Origin of the sequence: Aurantiacibacter sp. MUD11 (assembly GCF_026967575.1) — a bacterium.
GTDB lineage: Bacteria > Pseudomonadota > Alphaproteobacteria > Sphingomonadales > Sphingomonadaceae > Alteraurantiacibacter.
Window position 1 is genome coordinate 2,743,692 of sequence record NZ_CP114054.1, and the last position, 13,266, is coordinate 2,756,957.

Below are 13,266 nucleotides of genomic sequence, written 5' to 3' on the forward strand. Positions count from 1 at the left end.
CCTGAGGAATTGAACATGGCCCGCGACTATCCGCTGGAGCGCTATCGCAATATCGGCATCATGGCGCACATCGATGCCGGCAAGACCACCACGACCGAGCGTATTCTCTACTACACCGGCAAGTCCTACAAGATCGGCGAAGTGCACGATGGTGCCGCGACGATGGACTGGATGGAGCAGGAGCAGGAACGCGGCATCACCATCACCTCGGCTGCGACGACCACCTTCTGGTCGGCCGAAGATGGCCAGGGTCCGAAGCACCGCATCAACATCATCGACACCCCGGGCCACGTTGACTTCACCATCGAAGTCGAACGCTCGCTGCGCGTGCTCGACGGCGCGGTCGCCGTGTTCGACGGCGTGGCCGGCGTTGAGCCGCAGTCCGAAACCGTGTGGCGCCAGGCGGACAAGTACAAGGTTCCGCGGATGTGCTTCATCAACAAGTTGGACCGTACCGGTGCCGACTTCTACTACTGCGTGCAGTCGATCATCGATCGTCTCGGCGCGACCCCGCTGGTGCTGTACCTGCCGATCGGCGCGGAAAGCGACCTGAAGGGCGTCGTCGACCTGGTGAACATGCGCGGCATCGTCTGGGAAGACGAAAGCCTGGGCGCGAAGTTCAACTACGTCGACATCCCGGCCGACCTCGCCGACAAGGCTGCCGAATATCGCGAAAAGCTGGTCGAGACTGCCGTTGAGCAGGACGATGACGTGATGGAAGCCTACCTGGAAGGCGAAGAGCCCGACGCTGCCACGCTGAAGCAGCTGATCCGCAAGGGCACCATGGCACAGGCTTTCGTGCCCGTGCTGTGCGGCTCGGCGTTCAAGAACAAGGGCGTCCAGCCTTTGCTCGACGCCGTGGTCGACTACATGCCGTCGCCGCTGGACGTTCCGGCCATCAAGGGCGTGCTGCCCGGCGAAGACGGCAAGGAAGAAACGCGCCCGTCGTCCGACGACGAGCCGTTCTCGGCGCTGGCCTTCAAGATCATGAACGACCCGTTCGTCGGCTCGCTGACCTTCACCCGTATCTACTCGGGCAAGCTGTCCAAGGGCACCGTGCTCAACTCGGTGAAGGACAAGCGCGAGAAGATCGGCCGCATGCTGCTGATGCACTCCAACAACCGTGAGGACATCGAAGAAGCATTCGCCGGCGACATCGTCGCCATCGCGGGCCTCAAGGAAACCACCACCGGTGATACCCTGTGCGCCCCGAACGCGCCGATCATCCTCGAGCGGATGGAATTCCCCGATCCGGTTATCGAGCTGTCGGTGGAACCGAAGACCAAGGCCGACCAGGAAAAGATGGGCGTCGCCCTCAACCGCCTGGCTGCCGAGGACCCCAGCTTCCGCGTGTCGACCGACCACGAAAGTGGCCAGACGATCATCAAGGGCATGGGCGAACTGCACCTCGACATCCTCGTCGACCGCATGAAGCGCGAGTTCAAGGTCGAGGCCAACGTCGGTGCGCCGCAGGTGGCCTATCGTGAATCGCTCGGTCGCGAGATCGAAGTCGACTACACCCACAAGAAGCAGTCGGGTGGTTCGGGTCAGTTCGGTCGCGCCAAGTGCGTGTTCGTCCCCGGCGAACGCGGCCAGGGCATCATTTTCGAAGACGAGATCAAGGGCGGCAACATTCCGCGCGAATACATCCCGTCGGTCGAAAAGGGCATCCGCGAGCAGGCCGAAAGCGGCTATCTCGTCGGCTTCCCGATCATCGACTTCACCATCCGCCTGGTGGACGGCGCCTACCACGACGTCGACTCCAGCACGGTGGCCTTCGAAATCACCGGTCGCGGCGCCATGCGCGAAGCGGCTGAGCGCGGCGGCATCAAGCTGCTCGAGCCGGTGATGAAGGTTGAAGTCGTTACGCCGGAAGAGTTCATGGGCGACGTCATCGGCGACCTGAACTCGCGTCGTGGCCAGATCCAGGGCACCGACAGCCGCGGCAACGCACAGGTTGTCGAGGCCCACGTGCCGCTGGCCAACATGTTCGGCTACGTCAACGAGCTGCGTTCGTTCACCCAGGGCCGCGCCCAGTACACGATGCAGTTCAGCCACTATGACGAAGTTCCGTCGAACGTGGCGCAGGAGATCAAGGAGAAGCTTGCCTAAGCAGAGGCAAGCGTCTAGGGGCGGCGCCTGATTCAGCGGGTGCCGCCAATTCTCCCGCAGGGATTCAATTTCAAGCAGAGGTTATTTGAAAAATGGCTAAGGAAAAATTCGAGCGCAATAAGCCGCACTGCAACATCGGCACCATCGGTCACGTCGACCACGGCAAGACCACGCTGACTGCCGCTATCACCAAGGTGATGGCCGAGACCTACGGCGGTGCTGCTGTCGACTTCGCAAACATCGACAAGGCTCCGGAAGAGCGCGAGCGCGGCATCACCATTTCGACCGCGCACGTCGAATACGAAACCGACAAGCGTCACTATGCGCACGTCGACTGCCCGGGTCACGCCGACTACGTGAAGAACATGATCACCGGTGCTGCCCAGATGGACGGCGCTATCCTGGTTGTGAACGCTGCTGACGGCCCGATGCCGCAGACCCGCGAACACATCCTGCTGGCCCGTCAGGTCGGTGTGCCGGCTCTGGTCGTGTACCTGAACAAGGTCGACCAGGTCGACGACGAGGAAATCCTCGAGCTGGTCGAACTGGAAGTGCGCGAGCTGCTGTCCAGCTACGACTTCGACGGCGACAACATCGCCATCGTCAAGGGTTCGGCCCTGGCCGCCCTCGAAGGTCGTGACGACGAAATCGGCAAGAACTCGATCATCGAACTGATGAACGCTGTCGACGAGCACATCCCGCAGCCGGACCGTCCGGTCGACAAGCCCTTCCTGATGCCGATCGAAGACGTGTTCTCGATCTCGGGTCGTGGTACGGTTGTCACCGGCCGTGTCGAAACCGGCGTTGTCAACGTTGGCGACGAAGTCGAAATCGTTGGTATCCGCGACACGCAGAAGACCACCGTCACCGGCGTGGAAATGTTCCGCAAGCTGCTCGACCGTGGTGAAGCCGGCGACAACATCGGCGCCCTGCTGCGCGGCACCGGCCGTGACGACGTGGAGCGTGGCCAGGTTCTGGCCAAGCCGGGTTCGGTTACCCCGCACACCGAATTCAGCGCCGAAGTCTACGTGCTGTCGAAGGACGAAGGTGGCCGTCACACGCCGTTCTTCGCCAACTACCGCCCGCAGTTCTACTTCCGCACCACCGACGTGACCGGCGAAGTGATCCTCCCCGAGGGCACCGAGATGGTCATGCCGGGTGACAACGTCACCATCGGTGTGAAGCTGATCGCTCCGATCGCCATGGACGAAGGCCTCCGCTTCGCTATCCGCGAAGGCGGCCGTACCGTCGGCTCGGGCGTGGTCGCCAAGATCACCAAGTAATCGGCTCGCGCCGACCGGCGCGAAAGGATTGAAAAAGCGGCCCGGTTCTCCCCGTGAGAGCCGGGCCCTTTTTATGAAGGCTGCCTTCCGCAACCCACGCTTTGGCGCGGCGAGGGGAGGTGACCGGAAAATGACGCATTTCGGGGGTTGTCAGGTGACCCTCTCCTCCGTATATGCGCGCCCACAGCGAGAGAGATTCGTCTCTCTGGCAACGAAATTTACGGGAGGCCGCCCGTTCCGGGAAACCGGGTCAAGCGGGGCGGGCCTTTTTGTTTTGGGGGTTTCGGCCTCCTTGGCTCTTTCGCATCGGTAGTGGAATTATGGACGCACAGAATATTCGTATTCGCCTCAAGGCCTTCGATCACCGCGTGCTCGACCAGGCAACTGGCGAGATTGCGGACACCGCACGTCGCACTGGCGCGCTTATCCGTGGTCCGATTCCCCTTCCGACGCGTATCGAGAAGTTCACCGTGAACCGCGGCCCGCACATCGACAAGAAGTCGCGCGAGCAGTTCGAGGTGCGCACCTACAAGCGGCTGCTCGACATCGTGCAGCCCAACGCCCAGACGGTCGACGCGCTGATGAAGCTGGACCTGGCCGCAGGCGTGAACGTCGAAATCAAGCTGGCCTAAGCCGCGCTTTCGACCGGTCCATCTGGCAGGACCTTAAACGGCCGGAGAATTTCGGGGCTCCATATGGCCCCGCCGGATCGCAAGACCGGCAAGACATAGGAATACCGCCGGATTGATCCGGGCTGCGTTCCCCGTCTCGCTCAATCGACACCCTGTCGTGCGAGCATTTCAGCCCGGACGGGGCTCGCATCAAAACTTGGGCTGGCAAGCACCTGGGGATGGTCCCCTTGTGCCTCTGTGAAGGAGTTAGGATCATGCGCACTGGCGTGATCGCGAAAAAAGTCGGGATGACCCGCCTGTTCCAGGAGGACGGCCGCCACGTGCCGGTTACCGTCCTGTCGCTGGAAGGCTGTCAGGTTACCGGAAATCGTACGGCCGATCGCGACGGCTACTACTCGGTGCAGCTCGGCGCCGGCGAAGCGAAGCAGAAGAACGTTGCCAAGCCGCAGCGTGAAGCCTTCGCCAAGGCCGAAGTCGGCCTGAAGCAGAAGGTCGCCGAATTCCGCGTCGAGAACGAAGATGGCCTGCTGCCGGTTGGCGCTACCATCACTGCCGATCACTTCGTCGCTGGCCAGAAGGTCGACATCACGGGTCACACCGTGGGTAAGGGCTTTGCCGGCGCCATGAAGCGTTGGGGCTTCGGCGGTCTGCGCGCCACGCACGGCGTGTCGATCTCGCACCGTTCGCACGGTTCGACGGGTAACCGCCAGGATCCGGGCAAGGTGTTCAAGAACAAGAAGATGGCCGGCCACATGGGCGACCGTCAGCGCACCCAGCAGAACCTGGAAGTCGTGCGCACCGACGCCGAGCGCGGCCTGATCTTCGTGAAGGGCTCTGTGCCCGGTTCGAAGAACGGCTGGCTGCTGGTGAAGGACGCCGTCAAGCTGCCGCTGCCTGAAGGCGTTCCGTTCCCGGGTGCCATGCGCCGCAATGCTGCCGAGACCGCTTCGGAAGATGCGGCCCCCGGCATGGTGGAGCCCGCAGCCGAGCACGCCGTGAACCCCGAAGTTTCGCCCGCGCAGCAGGAAGAACTGCTGCAGTCGCAGGAAGCCGGTGCCGACACCGCTCCCGCCGCGAGCGAAGAGAGCAACGCCCCCGAAGCCGATACCGGCTCGGACGAGAACAAGGAGGGCTGATCCGTGAAGGTGAAGGTCCAGAAAATCGACGGCAAGGCTGCTGGCGACGTCGAGCTGAACGATGCCGTGTTCGGTGTCGAGCCGCGTGCTGACATCCTGCACCGCGTTGTGACGTGGCAGCTGGAAAACCGCCGCGCGACGGCCCGTCCGACGCGCGAGCGTTCGGACGTTGCCCGTACCGGCAAGAAGTGGGGCCGCCAGAAGGGTTCGGGTGGCGCTCGCCATGGCGACCGTGGCGCTCCGATCTTCATCGGCGGCGGCAAGGCCCACGGTGCGCGCAAGCGTGACTTCGAGCAGTCGCTCAACAAGAAGGTCCGCGCACTTGGTCTGAAGATGGCCCTGTCGAGCAAGGCGAAGGACGGCCTGGTCGTCGTCGACACGCTCGAGCTGAAGGACGCCAAGACCAAGGCTCTGAAGGGTCACTTCGACAAGAACGGCTGGAACGGCAAGGTGCTGGTCATCGGCGGCGAGAGCGTCGACGACGGCTTCGCCAAGGCTGCCCGCAACCTGCCGGGCGTGGACGTGCTGCCGGCTGTCGGCGCGAACGTCTACGACATCCTCAACCACGACACGCTGGTCCTGACCAAGGACGCTGTCGAAAAGCTGGAGGCGCGCTTCAATGGCTAAGAAGCAGGAAATCGACGCGCGTCACTACGACGTGATCCTTGCGCCGCACATCACCGAGAAGGCGACGTTGCTCTCCGAGAACAACGCCGTGGTCTTCAAGGTGGCGGGCGACGCAACCAAGCCGCAGATCAAGGAAGCGGTCGAGGCGCTGTTCGACACCAAGGTGAAGAGCGTCAACACGATCGTGTCCAAGGGCAAGACCAAGCGTTGGAAGGGCAAGCCCTACAAGCGGACCGACACGAAGAAGGCAATCGTGACCCTCGCCGAGGGCGCGAACCAGATCGACATCACCGAAGGCGTGGGCTGATCCGATGGCACTGAAAACATACAATCCGACTAGCCCGGCCCGCCGTGGCCTCGTCCTGGTCGACAAGACCGGCCTCCACAAGGGTGGCCCGGTCAAGTCGCTGACCGAGGGCAAGACCAAGACCGGCGGCCGCAACAACAAGGGTCATGTGACCTCGCGCGGCAAGGGCGGCGGCAACAAGCAGAAGTACCGCTTCATCGACTTCAAGCGTCGCAAGTGGGACATGGAAGCTACCGTGGAGCGGATCGAATACGATCCCAACCGCACCGCTTTCATCGCGCTCATCAAGTACGACGACGGCGAGCTGTCCTACATCATCGCGCCGAACCGTCTCGCTCCGGGTGACAAGGTCATCGCCGGCGAGAAGGTCGACACGAAGCCGGGCAACGCGATGCTGCTGGGCCAGATGCCCGTCGGCACGATCTGCCACAACGTCGAGATGAAGCCGGGCAAGGGCGGCCAGATCGCCCGTTCGGCCGGCACCTATGTGCAGCTGGTCGGTCGTGACCGCGGCATGGTCATCGTCCGCCTGAACAGCGGTGAGCAGCGTTACCTGCGCGCCGATTGCATGGGCACGGTCGGTGCGGTGTCGAACCCCGACAACCAGAACCAGAACCTGGGCAAGGCCGGTCGTCGCCGTCACATGGGCATCAAGCCGCTGACGCGCGGTGTCGCCAAGAACCCGGTCGACCACCCGCACGGTGGTGGTGAAGGCCGCACTTCGGGTGGCCGTCATCCGGTGACCCCGTGGGGCAAGCCGACCAAGGGCGCCCGTACCCGCAAGAACAAGCAGACGGACAAGATGATCATCCGTTCGCGTCACGCGAAGAAGAAGAGGTAAGGACTCATGGCACGTTCCGTCTGGAAAGGTCCGTTTGTCGAGCTGAGCCTTCTGAAGAAGGCGCAGGAAGCGCAGGAAGCGAACAGCACCAAGCCGATCAAGACCTGGTCGCGCCGTTCGACCATCCTGCCCGATTTCGTCGGCCTGACTTTCAACGTCTACAATGGGCAGAAGTTCGTGCCCGTCTCGGTCAACGAGGAAATGGTCGGTCACAAGCTTGGCGAGTTCGCGCCCACGCGCAACTTCCCGGGCCACGCTGCCGACAAGAAGGGTAAGCGATAATGGGCAAGGCTAAGTCTCCCCGCCGCGTCGGCGAGAACGAGGCGCTGGCTGTCGGGACCACCATCCGTGGTTCCGCGCAGAAGCTGAACCTCGTGGCTGCGCTGATCCGTGGCAAGAAGGCCGAGGAAGCGATGAACATCCTCTCCTTCTCCAAGCGCGCGATGGCCAAGGACGCACAGAAGGTGCTCGCCTCGGCAATCGCCAACGCCGAGAACAACCACGACCTCGACGTCGACGCCCTCGTCGTCGCCGAGGCATCGGTCGGCAAGTCGATCACCATGAAGCGGTTCGCTACCCGCGGCCGTGGCAAGTCCACGCGCATCCTCAAGCCGTTCAGCCGGCTGCGGATCGTCGTTCGCGAAGCAGAAGAGGCGTAAGATGGGTCAGAAGAGCAATCCGATCGGTCTGCGCCTGCAGATCAACCGCACCTGGGACAGCCGGTGGTACGCCGAAGGCGGCGAATACGCCAAGCTGCTCAAGGAAGACATCGAGATCCGCAAGTACATCATCGAGAACCTGCCGCAGGCAGCGATCTCGAAGGTGGTGATCGAGCGTCCGGCCAAGCTGTGCCGCGTGTCGATCTACGCTGCGCGTCCGGGTGTCATCATCGGCAAGAAGGGCGCAGACATCGAAAAGCTGCGCGCCAAGCTGTCGACCATGACCGAAAGCGAAGTGAAGCTGAACATCGTCGAGATCCGCAAGCCGGAAATCGACGCCAAGCTCGTCGCCCAGGGCGTGGCTGACCAGCTGGTTCGCCGTGTCGCTTTCCGTCGCGCGATGAAGCGCGCCGTGCAGTCCGCGCTGCGTCTGGGTGCCGAAGGCATCAAGATCGTCTGCGGCGGCCGTCTCGGCGGTGCGGAAATCGCTCGTGTCGAATGGTATCGCGAAGGCCGTGTGCCGCTGCACACCCTGCGCGCCAACGTCGACTATGCCGAAGCCGAGGCGCTGACCGCCTACGGCATCATCGGCATCAAGTGCTGGATCTTCAAGGGCGAGATCTTCGCTCACGATCCGATGGCCCAGGACCGCCTGATGATGGAAGCCCAGACTTCGGGCGTCCGTCCGGCGCGCTAAGGTAGAGAACGATGCTGCAACCGAAGAAAACCAAGTTCCGCAAGGCGTTCAAGGGCAAGATCCACGGCAAGGCCAAGGGCGGTACCGACCTGAACTTCGGGTCGTACGGTCTGAAGGCTCTCGAGCCGGAGCGTATTACCGCGCGCCAGATCGAAGCTGCCCGTCGTGCGATCACGCGTCACATCAAGCGTCAGGGACGCCTGTGGATCCGCGTGTTCCCCGATGTGCCGGTTTCGAAGAAGCCCGCCGAAGTGCGTCAGGGTAAGGGTAAGGGCTCGGTCGAATACTGGGCTGCCCGCGTGAAGCCCGGCCGCATCCTGTTCGAGCTCGACGGTGTTCCCGGCCCGCTGGCCGCCGAAGCCTTTAGCCGCGCGGCGATGAAACTGCCGATCAAGACCAAGGTCGTTGCCCGCATGGGTGACACCTCGCACCTGGGAGCCTGACCATGGCTGACAAGAGCAAGACCGAAGACCTGCGCACCAAGACCGACGACCAGCTCGCCGAAGCGCTGACCATGCTCAAGAAAGAGCAGTTCAACCTGCGCTTCCAGGCTGCGACCAACCAGCTGGAAGGTCCGGCCCGCGTGCGCGAAGTCCGTCGTGAGATCGCGCGCATCAAGACGCTTCAGGGCGAACGCGCCCGTGAAGCTGCGAAGGCGTAAGGAGTAGACAATGCCGAAGCGTATCCTGATCGGGACTGTCACCTCCGACAAGACCGACAAGACCGTGACCGTGAAGGTCGAACGCCGCGTGAAGCACCCGCTGTACGGGAAGATCATCAAGCGTTCGAAGAAGTATCACGCGCACGACGAGAACAACGAGTATGTCGTTGGCGACAAGGTCCGGATCGAGGAGACGAAGCCGATCTCCAAGACCAAGACCTGGGCGGTGAAGGACCGCATCGCCGCGAGCAAGGGTCAGGCTGTCGAAGCCGACCTGGACGTTGCCGAAGCCAAGCCGACCGGTGCTCCGGAGGACAAGCAGTCCGCCGCCAAGCCCGCCAAGGCCGAGGCAGAAGCCGAAGCTTGATAATTCGCTCCCCGCGCAGGCGGGGGGCAGACGTTAGGAACTGCCGGACTGGTTCCGGCAAGCCAATTGAGAAGGAACCGGATCGATGATCCAGATGCAATCCAATCTCGACGTCGCGGACAACAGCGGCGCGAAGCGCGTCCAGTGCATCAAGGTGCTGGGCGGGTCGAAGCGTCGTACCGCGTCTGTCGGCGATGTGATCGTGGTTTCCGTCAAGGAAGCCCAGCCGCGCGCCCGCGTGAAGAAAGGCGACGTTCACCGTGCGGTGATCGTGCGCACCAAGAAGGACGTCCGTCGTCCCGATGGCAGCGTGATCCGCTTCGACAGCAACGCCGCGGTTCTCGTGAACAAGAGCGAGGAGCCGATCGGCACCCGTATCTTTGGCCCGGTCGTGCGCGAACTGCGCGGCAAGGGCTTCATGAAGATCATCTCGCTCGCGCCGGAGGTGCTGTAATGGCTTCTGCTAAGATCAAGAAGGGCGACACCGTCGTCGTGCTTTCGGGCAAGGACAAGGGCCAGACCGGTACGGTCCAGCAGGTCCTGCCGAAGGACGGCAAGGTCGTGGTCGAGGGCGTCAACGTGATGACCCGCCACCGCAAGCCTTCGCAAGCAAACCCGCAGGGCGGCATCGATCGCATGCCCGCCCCGATGGCAATCTCCAAGGTTGCCGTTGCCGATCCCAAGGATGGCAAGCCCACCCGTGTCCGCTTCGAAGAGAAGGACGGCAAGAAGGTGCGCGTGGCCGTCAAGTCCGGGGAGACCATCGATGGCTGATTATACCCCCCGCCTGAAGCAGAAGTACCACGACGAAATCGTGAAGGCGATGACCGAGAAGTTCGGTTACGCCAACCCGATGCAGGTGCCGAAGCTGGCCAAGATCACCCTGAACATGGGTGTCGGCGAAGCGAGCCAGGACAAGAAGAAGGTCCAGACCGCTGCCGAGGAAATGGAACGCATTGCCGGCCAGAAGCCGGTGATCACCAAGGCGAAGAAGTCGATCGCGCAGTTCAAGCTGCGTGACGGCATGCCGATCGGCTGCAAGGTGAACCTGCGCCGTGACCGCATGTACGAATTCCTCGATCGCCTGGTGACCATCGCGATGCCGCGTATCCGCGACTTCCGTGGCCTCAACCCCAAGTCGTTTGATGGCAATGGCAACTACGCCATGGGCATCAAGGAGCAGATCATCTTCCCGGAGATCAGCTACGACAAGATCGAGAAGGTGCGTGGCATGGATATCATCGTCACCACCACCGCAAAGACCGACGAGGAAGCGCGCGAGCTGCTGCGCCTGTTCGGTTTCCCGTTCCCGGCCGAAAGTGCCGAAGAAAAGGAAGCGGCGTAAGCCGTTTTAGGAGAGCTTAAGTCCAATGGCGAAACTGAGTTCCATCAACAAGAACGAGCGTCGCAAGGCCCTCGTGAAGAAGTATGCTGCGAAGTATGCGAAGCTAAAGGCGATTGCCGACGATGAGTCGCTCGACGATACCGAGCGTCTCATGGCCCGCCTGAAGATGGCCGAGCTGCCGCGCAACGCGAACCCCACCCGTGTGCGCAATCGCTGCACCACCACCGGCCGCCCGCGCGGCTACTACCGCAAGTTCGGGCTTAACCGCATCGAACTCCGGGACCTGGCCAACAAGGGCCTGATTCCGGGCGTGACCAAGTCGAGCTGGTGAGGAATTAGACAATGGCTATGACCGATCCCCTGGGTGATATGCTCACCCGCATCCGCAACGGCCAGCAGGCGAAGAAGGACTCCGTCCTGTCGCCGGCTTCCAAGCTGCGTGCGAACGTCCTCGAAGTGCTCCAGCGCGAAGGCTACATCCGTGGCTATTCCGAAGACACTTCCGGCAAGCACAAGGCGCTGCGGATCGAACTGAAGTATTTCGAGGGCGAACCTGCGATCAAGCACGTCGCTCGCGTCTCCAAGCCGGGCCGCCGCATCTACTCGGGTTCCAAGGAACTGCCGAGCGTGCGCAATGGCCTCGGCATCACCATCGTCTCGACCCCCAAGGGCGTGCTCTCGGATGCCGAAGCCCGTTCCGAAAACGTCGGCGGCGAAGTGCTGGCGGAGGTGTTCTGATGAGCCGCATTGGCAAGAAGCCGGTGGCGCTCCCCAGCGGAGTGACCGCCAAGATCGAAGACGGCACGCTCAGCGTGAAGGGCCCCAAGGGTGAGCTCTCCATGTCGACGTCCGACCTGATCGACTACAAGATCGAGGAAGGCGAGATCCTCGTCACCCCGGCCAACAAGACCAAGCAGGCCCGCCAGTTCTGGGGCATGCAGCGCACGCTCGTGCAGAACCTGGTCGACGGTGTGACCGAAGGTTTCACCAAGGTGCTGGAGATCTCGGGCGTTGGTTACCGTGCGCAGGCCCAGGGCAAGACCCTGAAGCTGCAGCTCGGCTTCAGCCACGACGTCGATCTGAACGTGCCGGAAGGTCTCGAAGTCAAGACGCCCGACCAGACCACGGTCGAAATCTCGGGCATCGACAAGCAGAAGGTCGGGCAGTTCGCTGCCGAGATCCGCGAATGGCGCAAGCCGGAGCCCTACAAGGGCAAGGGCGTGAAGTATCGCGGCGAATATGTCTTCCGCAAGGAAGGGAAGAAGAAGTAAGATGGCAAAGCTTTCTCTCTTTGAACGTCGCCGCCGCCGTGTGCGCACCGCGCTCCGCAAGCGCGCTGGTGACAAGCCCCGTCTGTCGGTGCACCGCACCGGCCAGCACATCTACGCGCAGATCATCGACGACAAGGATGGTCGTACCGTTGCCGCAGCCAGCACGCTGGGCGGCAAGGGCTCGGGCGCCAATGTCGAAGCCGCCAAGAAGGTCGGCAGCGAGATCGCTGCTGCTGCCAAGAAGGCCGGCGTGACCACTGTCGTGTTCGACCGCGGTGGCTTCCTGTTCCATGGCCGCGTCAAGGCGCTGGCCGATGCCGCTCGCGAAGGCGGGCTGGAGTTCTGATGATGGCTGACGAAACCAACAACGAAGACGTGAAGGTCGACAACGAAGGTTCGACCCCGACGCCGACGACGGCAACCACCGAAGCTGCCGACACCCAGTCGGCGGCCCAGGGTGCCGAAGCTCAGCCGCGTGAAAACACCCGTGGCGGCCGTGGCGGCCGTGGCCGTGGTGGCGACAACGACCGTGGCGGTCGCGGTCGTGGCCGTGGTCGCGACGATCGTCGTGGTCGTGGTGGCGAGGATGAGGGCGAAGAGCTGATCGAGAAGCTCGTCCACATCAACCGCGTCGCCAAGGTGGTGAAGGGCGGCAAGCGCTTCGGTTTCGCCGCGCTGGTCGTGGTGGGTGACGGCAAGGGGCGCGTCGGCTTCGGCCACGGCAAGGCCCGCGAAGTGCCGGAAGCCATCAACAAGGCTACCGCCGCTGCCAAGAAGAAGATGATCCGCGTGCCGCTGAAGGAAGGTCGCACCCTCCATCACGACGGTCGTGGCCACTTCGGCGCCGGCAAGGTGAACGTGCGTTCGGCCCCTCCGGGTACCGGCATCATCGCCGGCGGTCCGATGCGTGCCGTGTTCGAAAGCCTGGGCGTGGCCGACGTTGTCACCAAGTCCATCGGCACCTCGAACCCCTACAACATGATCCGCGCCACCTTCGACGCGCTGACCAACCAGTCTTCGCCGAAGTCGGTTGCCCAGCGTCGCGGCAAGAAGGTCGCCGACCTGCTCGGTCGCGGTGGTGCATCGGAGGCCGAGGCTGAAGCCGACGCCGCCGCTATCGCGGAGTAAGCAAGATGGCTGCCAAGAAAACCATCAAGATCAAGCAGATCGGTTCGCCGATCCGTCGTCCGAAGGATCAGCGCAAGATCCTCATCGGCCTGGGCCTCAACAAGATGCACAAGGTCGTTGAACTGCAGGACACCCCCGAAGTGCGCGGCGCCATCAAGAAGGTGCCGCACATGGTGGAGATCGTCGAAGGCTAACCCTTC

22 protein-coding genes are annotated in these 13,266 nt (G+C 62.9%); all 22 read left to right on the forward strand.

Annotated features, from left to right (window positions below):
* The first annotated feature begins 15 nt into the window (after positions 1 to 15).
* A complete protein-coding gene (fusA, locus tag OZN62_RS13660; protein ID WP_269100459.1) occupies positions 16 to 2,112 on the forward strand; it encodes an elongation factor G in 2,097 nt (698 codons plus the stop codon).
* A 92-nt stretch (positions 2,113 to 2,204) separates the two neighbouring features.
* Entirely contained in the window at positions 2,205 to 3,395 is a 1,191-nt protein-coding gene (tuf, locus tag OZN62_RS13665) for an elongation factor Tu (protein WP_269100460.1), read from the forward strand.
* Between the two features lie 320 nt (positions 3,396 to 3,715).
* Positions 3,716 to 4,027: a 30S ribosomal protein S10 gene (gene rpsJ, locus OZN62_RS13670; RefSeq protein ID WP_010234663.1), complete on the forward strand. Its 312-nt coding sequence runs from the start codon at positions 3,716 to 3,718 to the stop codon at positions 4,025 to 4,027.
* A 254-nt stretch (positions 4,028 to 4,281) separates the two neighbouring features.
* Positions 4,282 to 5,163, forward strand: a complete 882-nt coding sequence (rplC, locus tag OZN62_RS13675; protein WP_269100462.1) for a 50S ribosomal protein L3 — start codon at positions 4,282 to 4,284, stop codon at positions 5,161 to 5,163.
* 3 nt (positions 5,164 to 5,166) lie between these two features.
* Positions 5,167 to 5,790 carry a 50S ribosomal protein L4 gene (gene rplD / locus OZN62_RS13680; protein ID WP_269100463.1) on the forward strand — a complete coding sequence of 208 codons (624 nt, stop codon included), beginning with the start codon at positions 5,167 to 5,169 and terminating at the stop codon, positions 5,788 to 5,790.
* Positions 5,783 to 6,097 carry a 50S ribosomal protein L23 gene (locus OZN62_RS13685; protein WP_269100464.1) on the forward strand — a complete coding sequence of 105 codons (315 nt, stop codon included), beginning with the start codon at positions 5,783 to 5,785 and terminating at the stop codon, positions 6,095 to 6,097. Before rplD ends, OZN62_RS13685 begins: the two co-directional genes overlap by 8 nt.
* Positions 6,098 to 6,101: 4 nt before the next feature.
* Entirely contained in the window at positions 6,102 to 6,938 is an 837-nt protein-coding gene (gene rplB / locus OZN62_RS13690) for a 50S ribosomal protein L2 (RefSeq protein ID WP_269100466.1), read from the forward strand.
* 6 nt (positions 6,939 to 6,944) lie between these two features.
* Entirely contained in the window at positions 6,945 to 7,220 is a 276-nt protein-coding gene (rpsS, locus tag OZN62_RS13695; protein ID WP_269100468.1) for a 30S ribosomal protein S19, read from the forward strand.
* On the forward strand, positions 7,220 to 7,597 hold the full coding sequence (gene rplV, locus OZN62_RS13700) for a 50S ribosomal protein L22 (protein WP_269100470.1): 378 nt from the start codon (positions 7,220 to 7,222) through the stop codon (positions 7,595 to 7,597). Before rpsS ends, rplV begins: the two co-directional genes overlap by 1 nt.
* A 1-nt stretch (position 7,598) precedes the next feature.
* A complete protein-coding gene (rpsC, locus tag OZN62_RS13705) occupies positions 7,599 to 8,294 on the forward strand; it encodes a 30S ribosomal protein S3 (protein WP_269100471.1) in 696 nt (231 codons plus the stop codon).
* 11 nt (positions 8,295 to 8,305) lie between these two features.
* Entirely contained in the window at positions 8,306 to 8,737 is a 432-nt protein-coding gene (gene rplP, locus OZN62_RS13710; RefSeq protein ID WP_269100472.1) for a 50S ribosomal protein L16, read from the forward strand.
* 2 nt (positions 8,738 to 8,739) lie between these two features.
* Positions 8,740 to 8,955 (forward strand): 50S ribosomal protein L29, encoded by a 216-nt coding sequence (rpmC, locus tag OZN62_RS13715; protein WP_269100473.1) that lies wholly within the window; start codon positions 8,740 to 8,742, stop codon positions 8,953 to 8,955.
* Between the two features lie 10 nt (positions 8,956 to 8,965).
* The gene (rpsQ, locus tag OZN62_RS13720; RefSeq protein ID WP_269100475.1) at positions 8,966 to 9,322 is read left to right on the forward strand and encodes a 30S ribosomal protein S17; all 357 of its coding nucleotides are present in this window, start codon (positions 8,966 to 8,968) and stop codon (positions 9,320 to 9,322) included.
* An 85-nt stretch (positions 9,323 to 9,407) separates the two neighbouring features.
* Positions 9,408 to 9,776 carry a 50S ribosomal protein L14 gene (rplN, locus tag OZN62_RS13725; RefSeq protein WP_269100476.1) on the forward strand — a complete coding sequence of 123 codons (369 nt, stop codon included), beginning with the start codon at positions 9,408 to 9,410 and terminating at the stop codon, positions 9,774 to 9,776.
* Positions 9,776 to 10,096: a 50S ribosomal protein L24 gene (gene rplX / locus OZN62_RS13730; RefSeq protein WP_269100477.1), complete on the forward strand. Its 321-nt coding sequence runs from the start codon at positions 9,776 to 9,778 to the stop codon at positions 10,094 to 10,096. The genes rplN and rplX overlap by 1 nt, the downstream gene beginning before the upstream one ends.
* Positions 10,089 to 10,667 (forward strand): 50S ribosomal protein L5, encoded by a 579-nt coding sequence (rplE, locus tag OZN62_RS13735; protein WP_269100479.1) that lies wholly within the window; start codon positions 10,089 to 10,091, stop codon positions 10,665 to 10,667. Before rplX ends, rplE begins: the two co-directional genes overlap by 8 nt.
* A gap of 25 nt (positions 10,668 to 10,692) precedes the next feature.
* The gene (gene rpsN, locus OZN62_RS13740) at positions 10,693 to 10,998 is read left to right on the forward strand and encodes a 30S ribosomal protein S14 (protein ID WP_269100481.1); all 306 of its coding nucleotides are present in this window, start codon (positions 10,693 to 10,695) and stop codon (positions 10,996 to 10,998) included.
* 11 nt (positions 10,999 to 11,009) lie between these two features.
* Entirely contained in the window at positions 11,010 to 11,405 is a 396-nt protein-coding gene (rpsH, locus tag OZN62_RS13745; RefSeq protein ID WP_269100488.1) for a 30S ribosomal protein S8, read from the forward strand.
* On the forward strand, positions 11,405 to 11,938 hold the full coding sequence (gene rplF / locus OZN62_RS13750) for a 50S ribosomal protein L6 (RefSeq protein WP_269100490.1): 534 nt from the start codon (positions 11,405 to 11,407) through the stop codon (positions 11,936 to 11,938). The genes rpsH and rplF overlap by 1 nt, the downstream gene beginning before the upstream one ends.
* 1 nt (position 11,939) lies before the next feature.
* Positions 11,940 to 12,284 (forward strand): 50S ribosomal protein L18, encoded by a 345-nt coding sequence (gene rplR / locus OZN62_RS13755; RefSeq protein WP_269100491.1) that lies wholly within the window; start codon positions 11,940 to 11,942, stop codon positions 12,282 to 12,284.
* Positions 12,284 to 13,066: a 30S ribosomal protein S5 gene (rpsE, locus tag OZN62_RS13760; protein ID WP_269100493.1), complete on the forward strand. Its 783-nt coding sequence runs from the start codon at positions 12,284 to 12,286 to the stop codon at positions 13,064 to 13,066. The genes rplR and rpsE overlap by 1 nt, the downstream gene beginning before the upstream one ends.
* Positions 13,067 to 13,071: 5 nt before the next feature.
* Positions 13,072 to 13,260, forward strand: coding sequence for a 50S ribosomal protein L30 (gene rpmD, locus OZN62_RS13765; RefSeq protein ID WP_269100494.1), 189 nt, complete (start codon positions 13,072 to 13,074; stop codon positions 13,258 to 13,260).
* Positions 13,261 to 13,266 lie beyond the last annotated feature (6 nt).

What these genes read in the sequence shown, in the direction of transcription:
- rplB (WP_269100466.1), top strand. Translation starts at nt 6,102, where the DNA reads ATGGCACTGAAAACATACAATCCGACTAGCCCGGCCCGCCGTGGCCTC.
- rpmD (WP_269100494.1), top strand. Translation starts at nt 13,072, where the DNA reads ATGGCTGCCAAGAAAACCATCAAGATCAAGCAGATCGGTTCGCCGATC.
- rpsJ (WP_010234663.1), top strand. Translation starts at nt 3,716, where the DNA reads ATGGACGCACAGAATATTCGTATTCGCCTCAAGGCCTTCGATCACCGC.
- rpsC (WP_269100471.1), top strand. Translation starts at nt 7,599, where the DNA reads ATGGGTCAGAAGAGCAATCCGATCGGTCTGCGCCTGCAGATCAACCGC.
- rpsN (WP_269100481.1), top strand. Translation starts at nt 10,693, where the DNA reads ATGGCGAAACTGAGTTCCATCAACAAGAACGAGCGTCGCAAGGCCCTC.
- rplN (WP_269100476.1), top strand. Translation starts at nt 9,408, where the DNA reads ATGATCCAGATGCAATCCAATCTCGACGTCGCGGACAACAGCGGCGCG.
- rplV (WP_269100470.1), top strand. Translation starts at nt 7,220, where the DNA reads ATGGGCAAGGCTAAGTCTCCCCGCCGCGTCGGCGAGAACGAGGCGCTG.
- fusA (WP_269100459.1), top strand. Translation starts at nt 16, where the DNA reads ATGGCCCGCGACTATCCGCTGGAGCGCTATCGCAATATCGGCATCATG.
- rplX (WP_269100477.1), top strand. Translation starts at nt 9,776, where the DNA reads ATGGCTTCTGCTAAGATCAAGAAGGGCGACACCGTCGTCGTGCTTTCG.
- rpsE (WP_269100493.1), top strand. Translation starts at nt 12,284, where the DNA reads ATGATGGCTGACGAAACCAACAACGAAGACGTGAAGGTCGACAACGAA.
- rplR (WP_269100491.1), top strand. Translation starts at nt 11,940, where the DNA reads ATGGCAAAGCTTTCTCTCTTTGAACGTCGCCGCCGCCGTGTGCGCACC.
- rpsQ (WP_269100475.1), top strand. Translation starts at nt 8,966, where the DNA reads ATGCCGAAGCGTATCCTGATCGGGACTGTCACCTCCGACAAGACCGAC.
- rpsS (WP_269100468.1), top strand. Translation starts at nt 6,945, where the DNA reads ATGGCACGTTCCGTCTGGAAAGGTCCGTTTGTCGAGCTGAGCCTTCTG.
- rpmC (WP_269100473.1), top strand. Translation starts at nt 8,740, where the DNA reads ATGGCTGACAAGAGCAAGACCGAAGACCTGCGCACCAAGACCGACGAC.
- rplF (WP_269100490.1), top strand. Translation starts at nt 11,405, where the DNA reads ATGAGCCGCATTGGCAAGAAGCCGGTGGCGCTCCCCAGCGGAGTGACC.
- rpsH (WP_269100488.1), top strand. Translation starts at nt 11,010, where the DNA reads ATGGCTATGACCGATCCCCTGGGTGATATGCTCACCCGCATCCGCAAC.
- rplE (WP_269100479.1), top strand. Translation starts at nt 10,089, where the DNA reads ATGGCTGATTATACCCCCCGCCTGAAGCAGAAGTACCACGACGAAATC.
- rplP (WP_269100472.1), top strand. Translation starts at nt 8,306, where the DNA reads ATGCTGCAACCGAAGAAAACCAAGTTCCGCAAGGCGTTCAAGGGCAAG.
- tuf (WP_269100460.1), top strand. Translation starts at nt 2,205, where the DNA reads ATGGCTAAGGAAAAATTCGAGCGCAATAAGCCGCACTGCAACATCGGC.
- rplC (WP_269100462.1), top strand. Translation starts at nt 4,282, where the DNA reads ATGCGCACTGGCGTGATCGCGAAAAAAGTCGGGATGACCCGCCTGTTC.
- OZN62_RS13685 (WP_269100464.1), top strand. Translation starts at nt 5,783, where the DNA reads ATGGCTAAGAAGCAGGAAATCGACGCGCGTCACTACGACGTGATCCTT.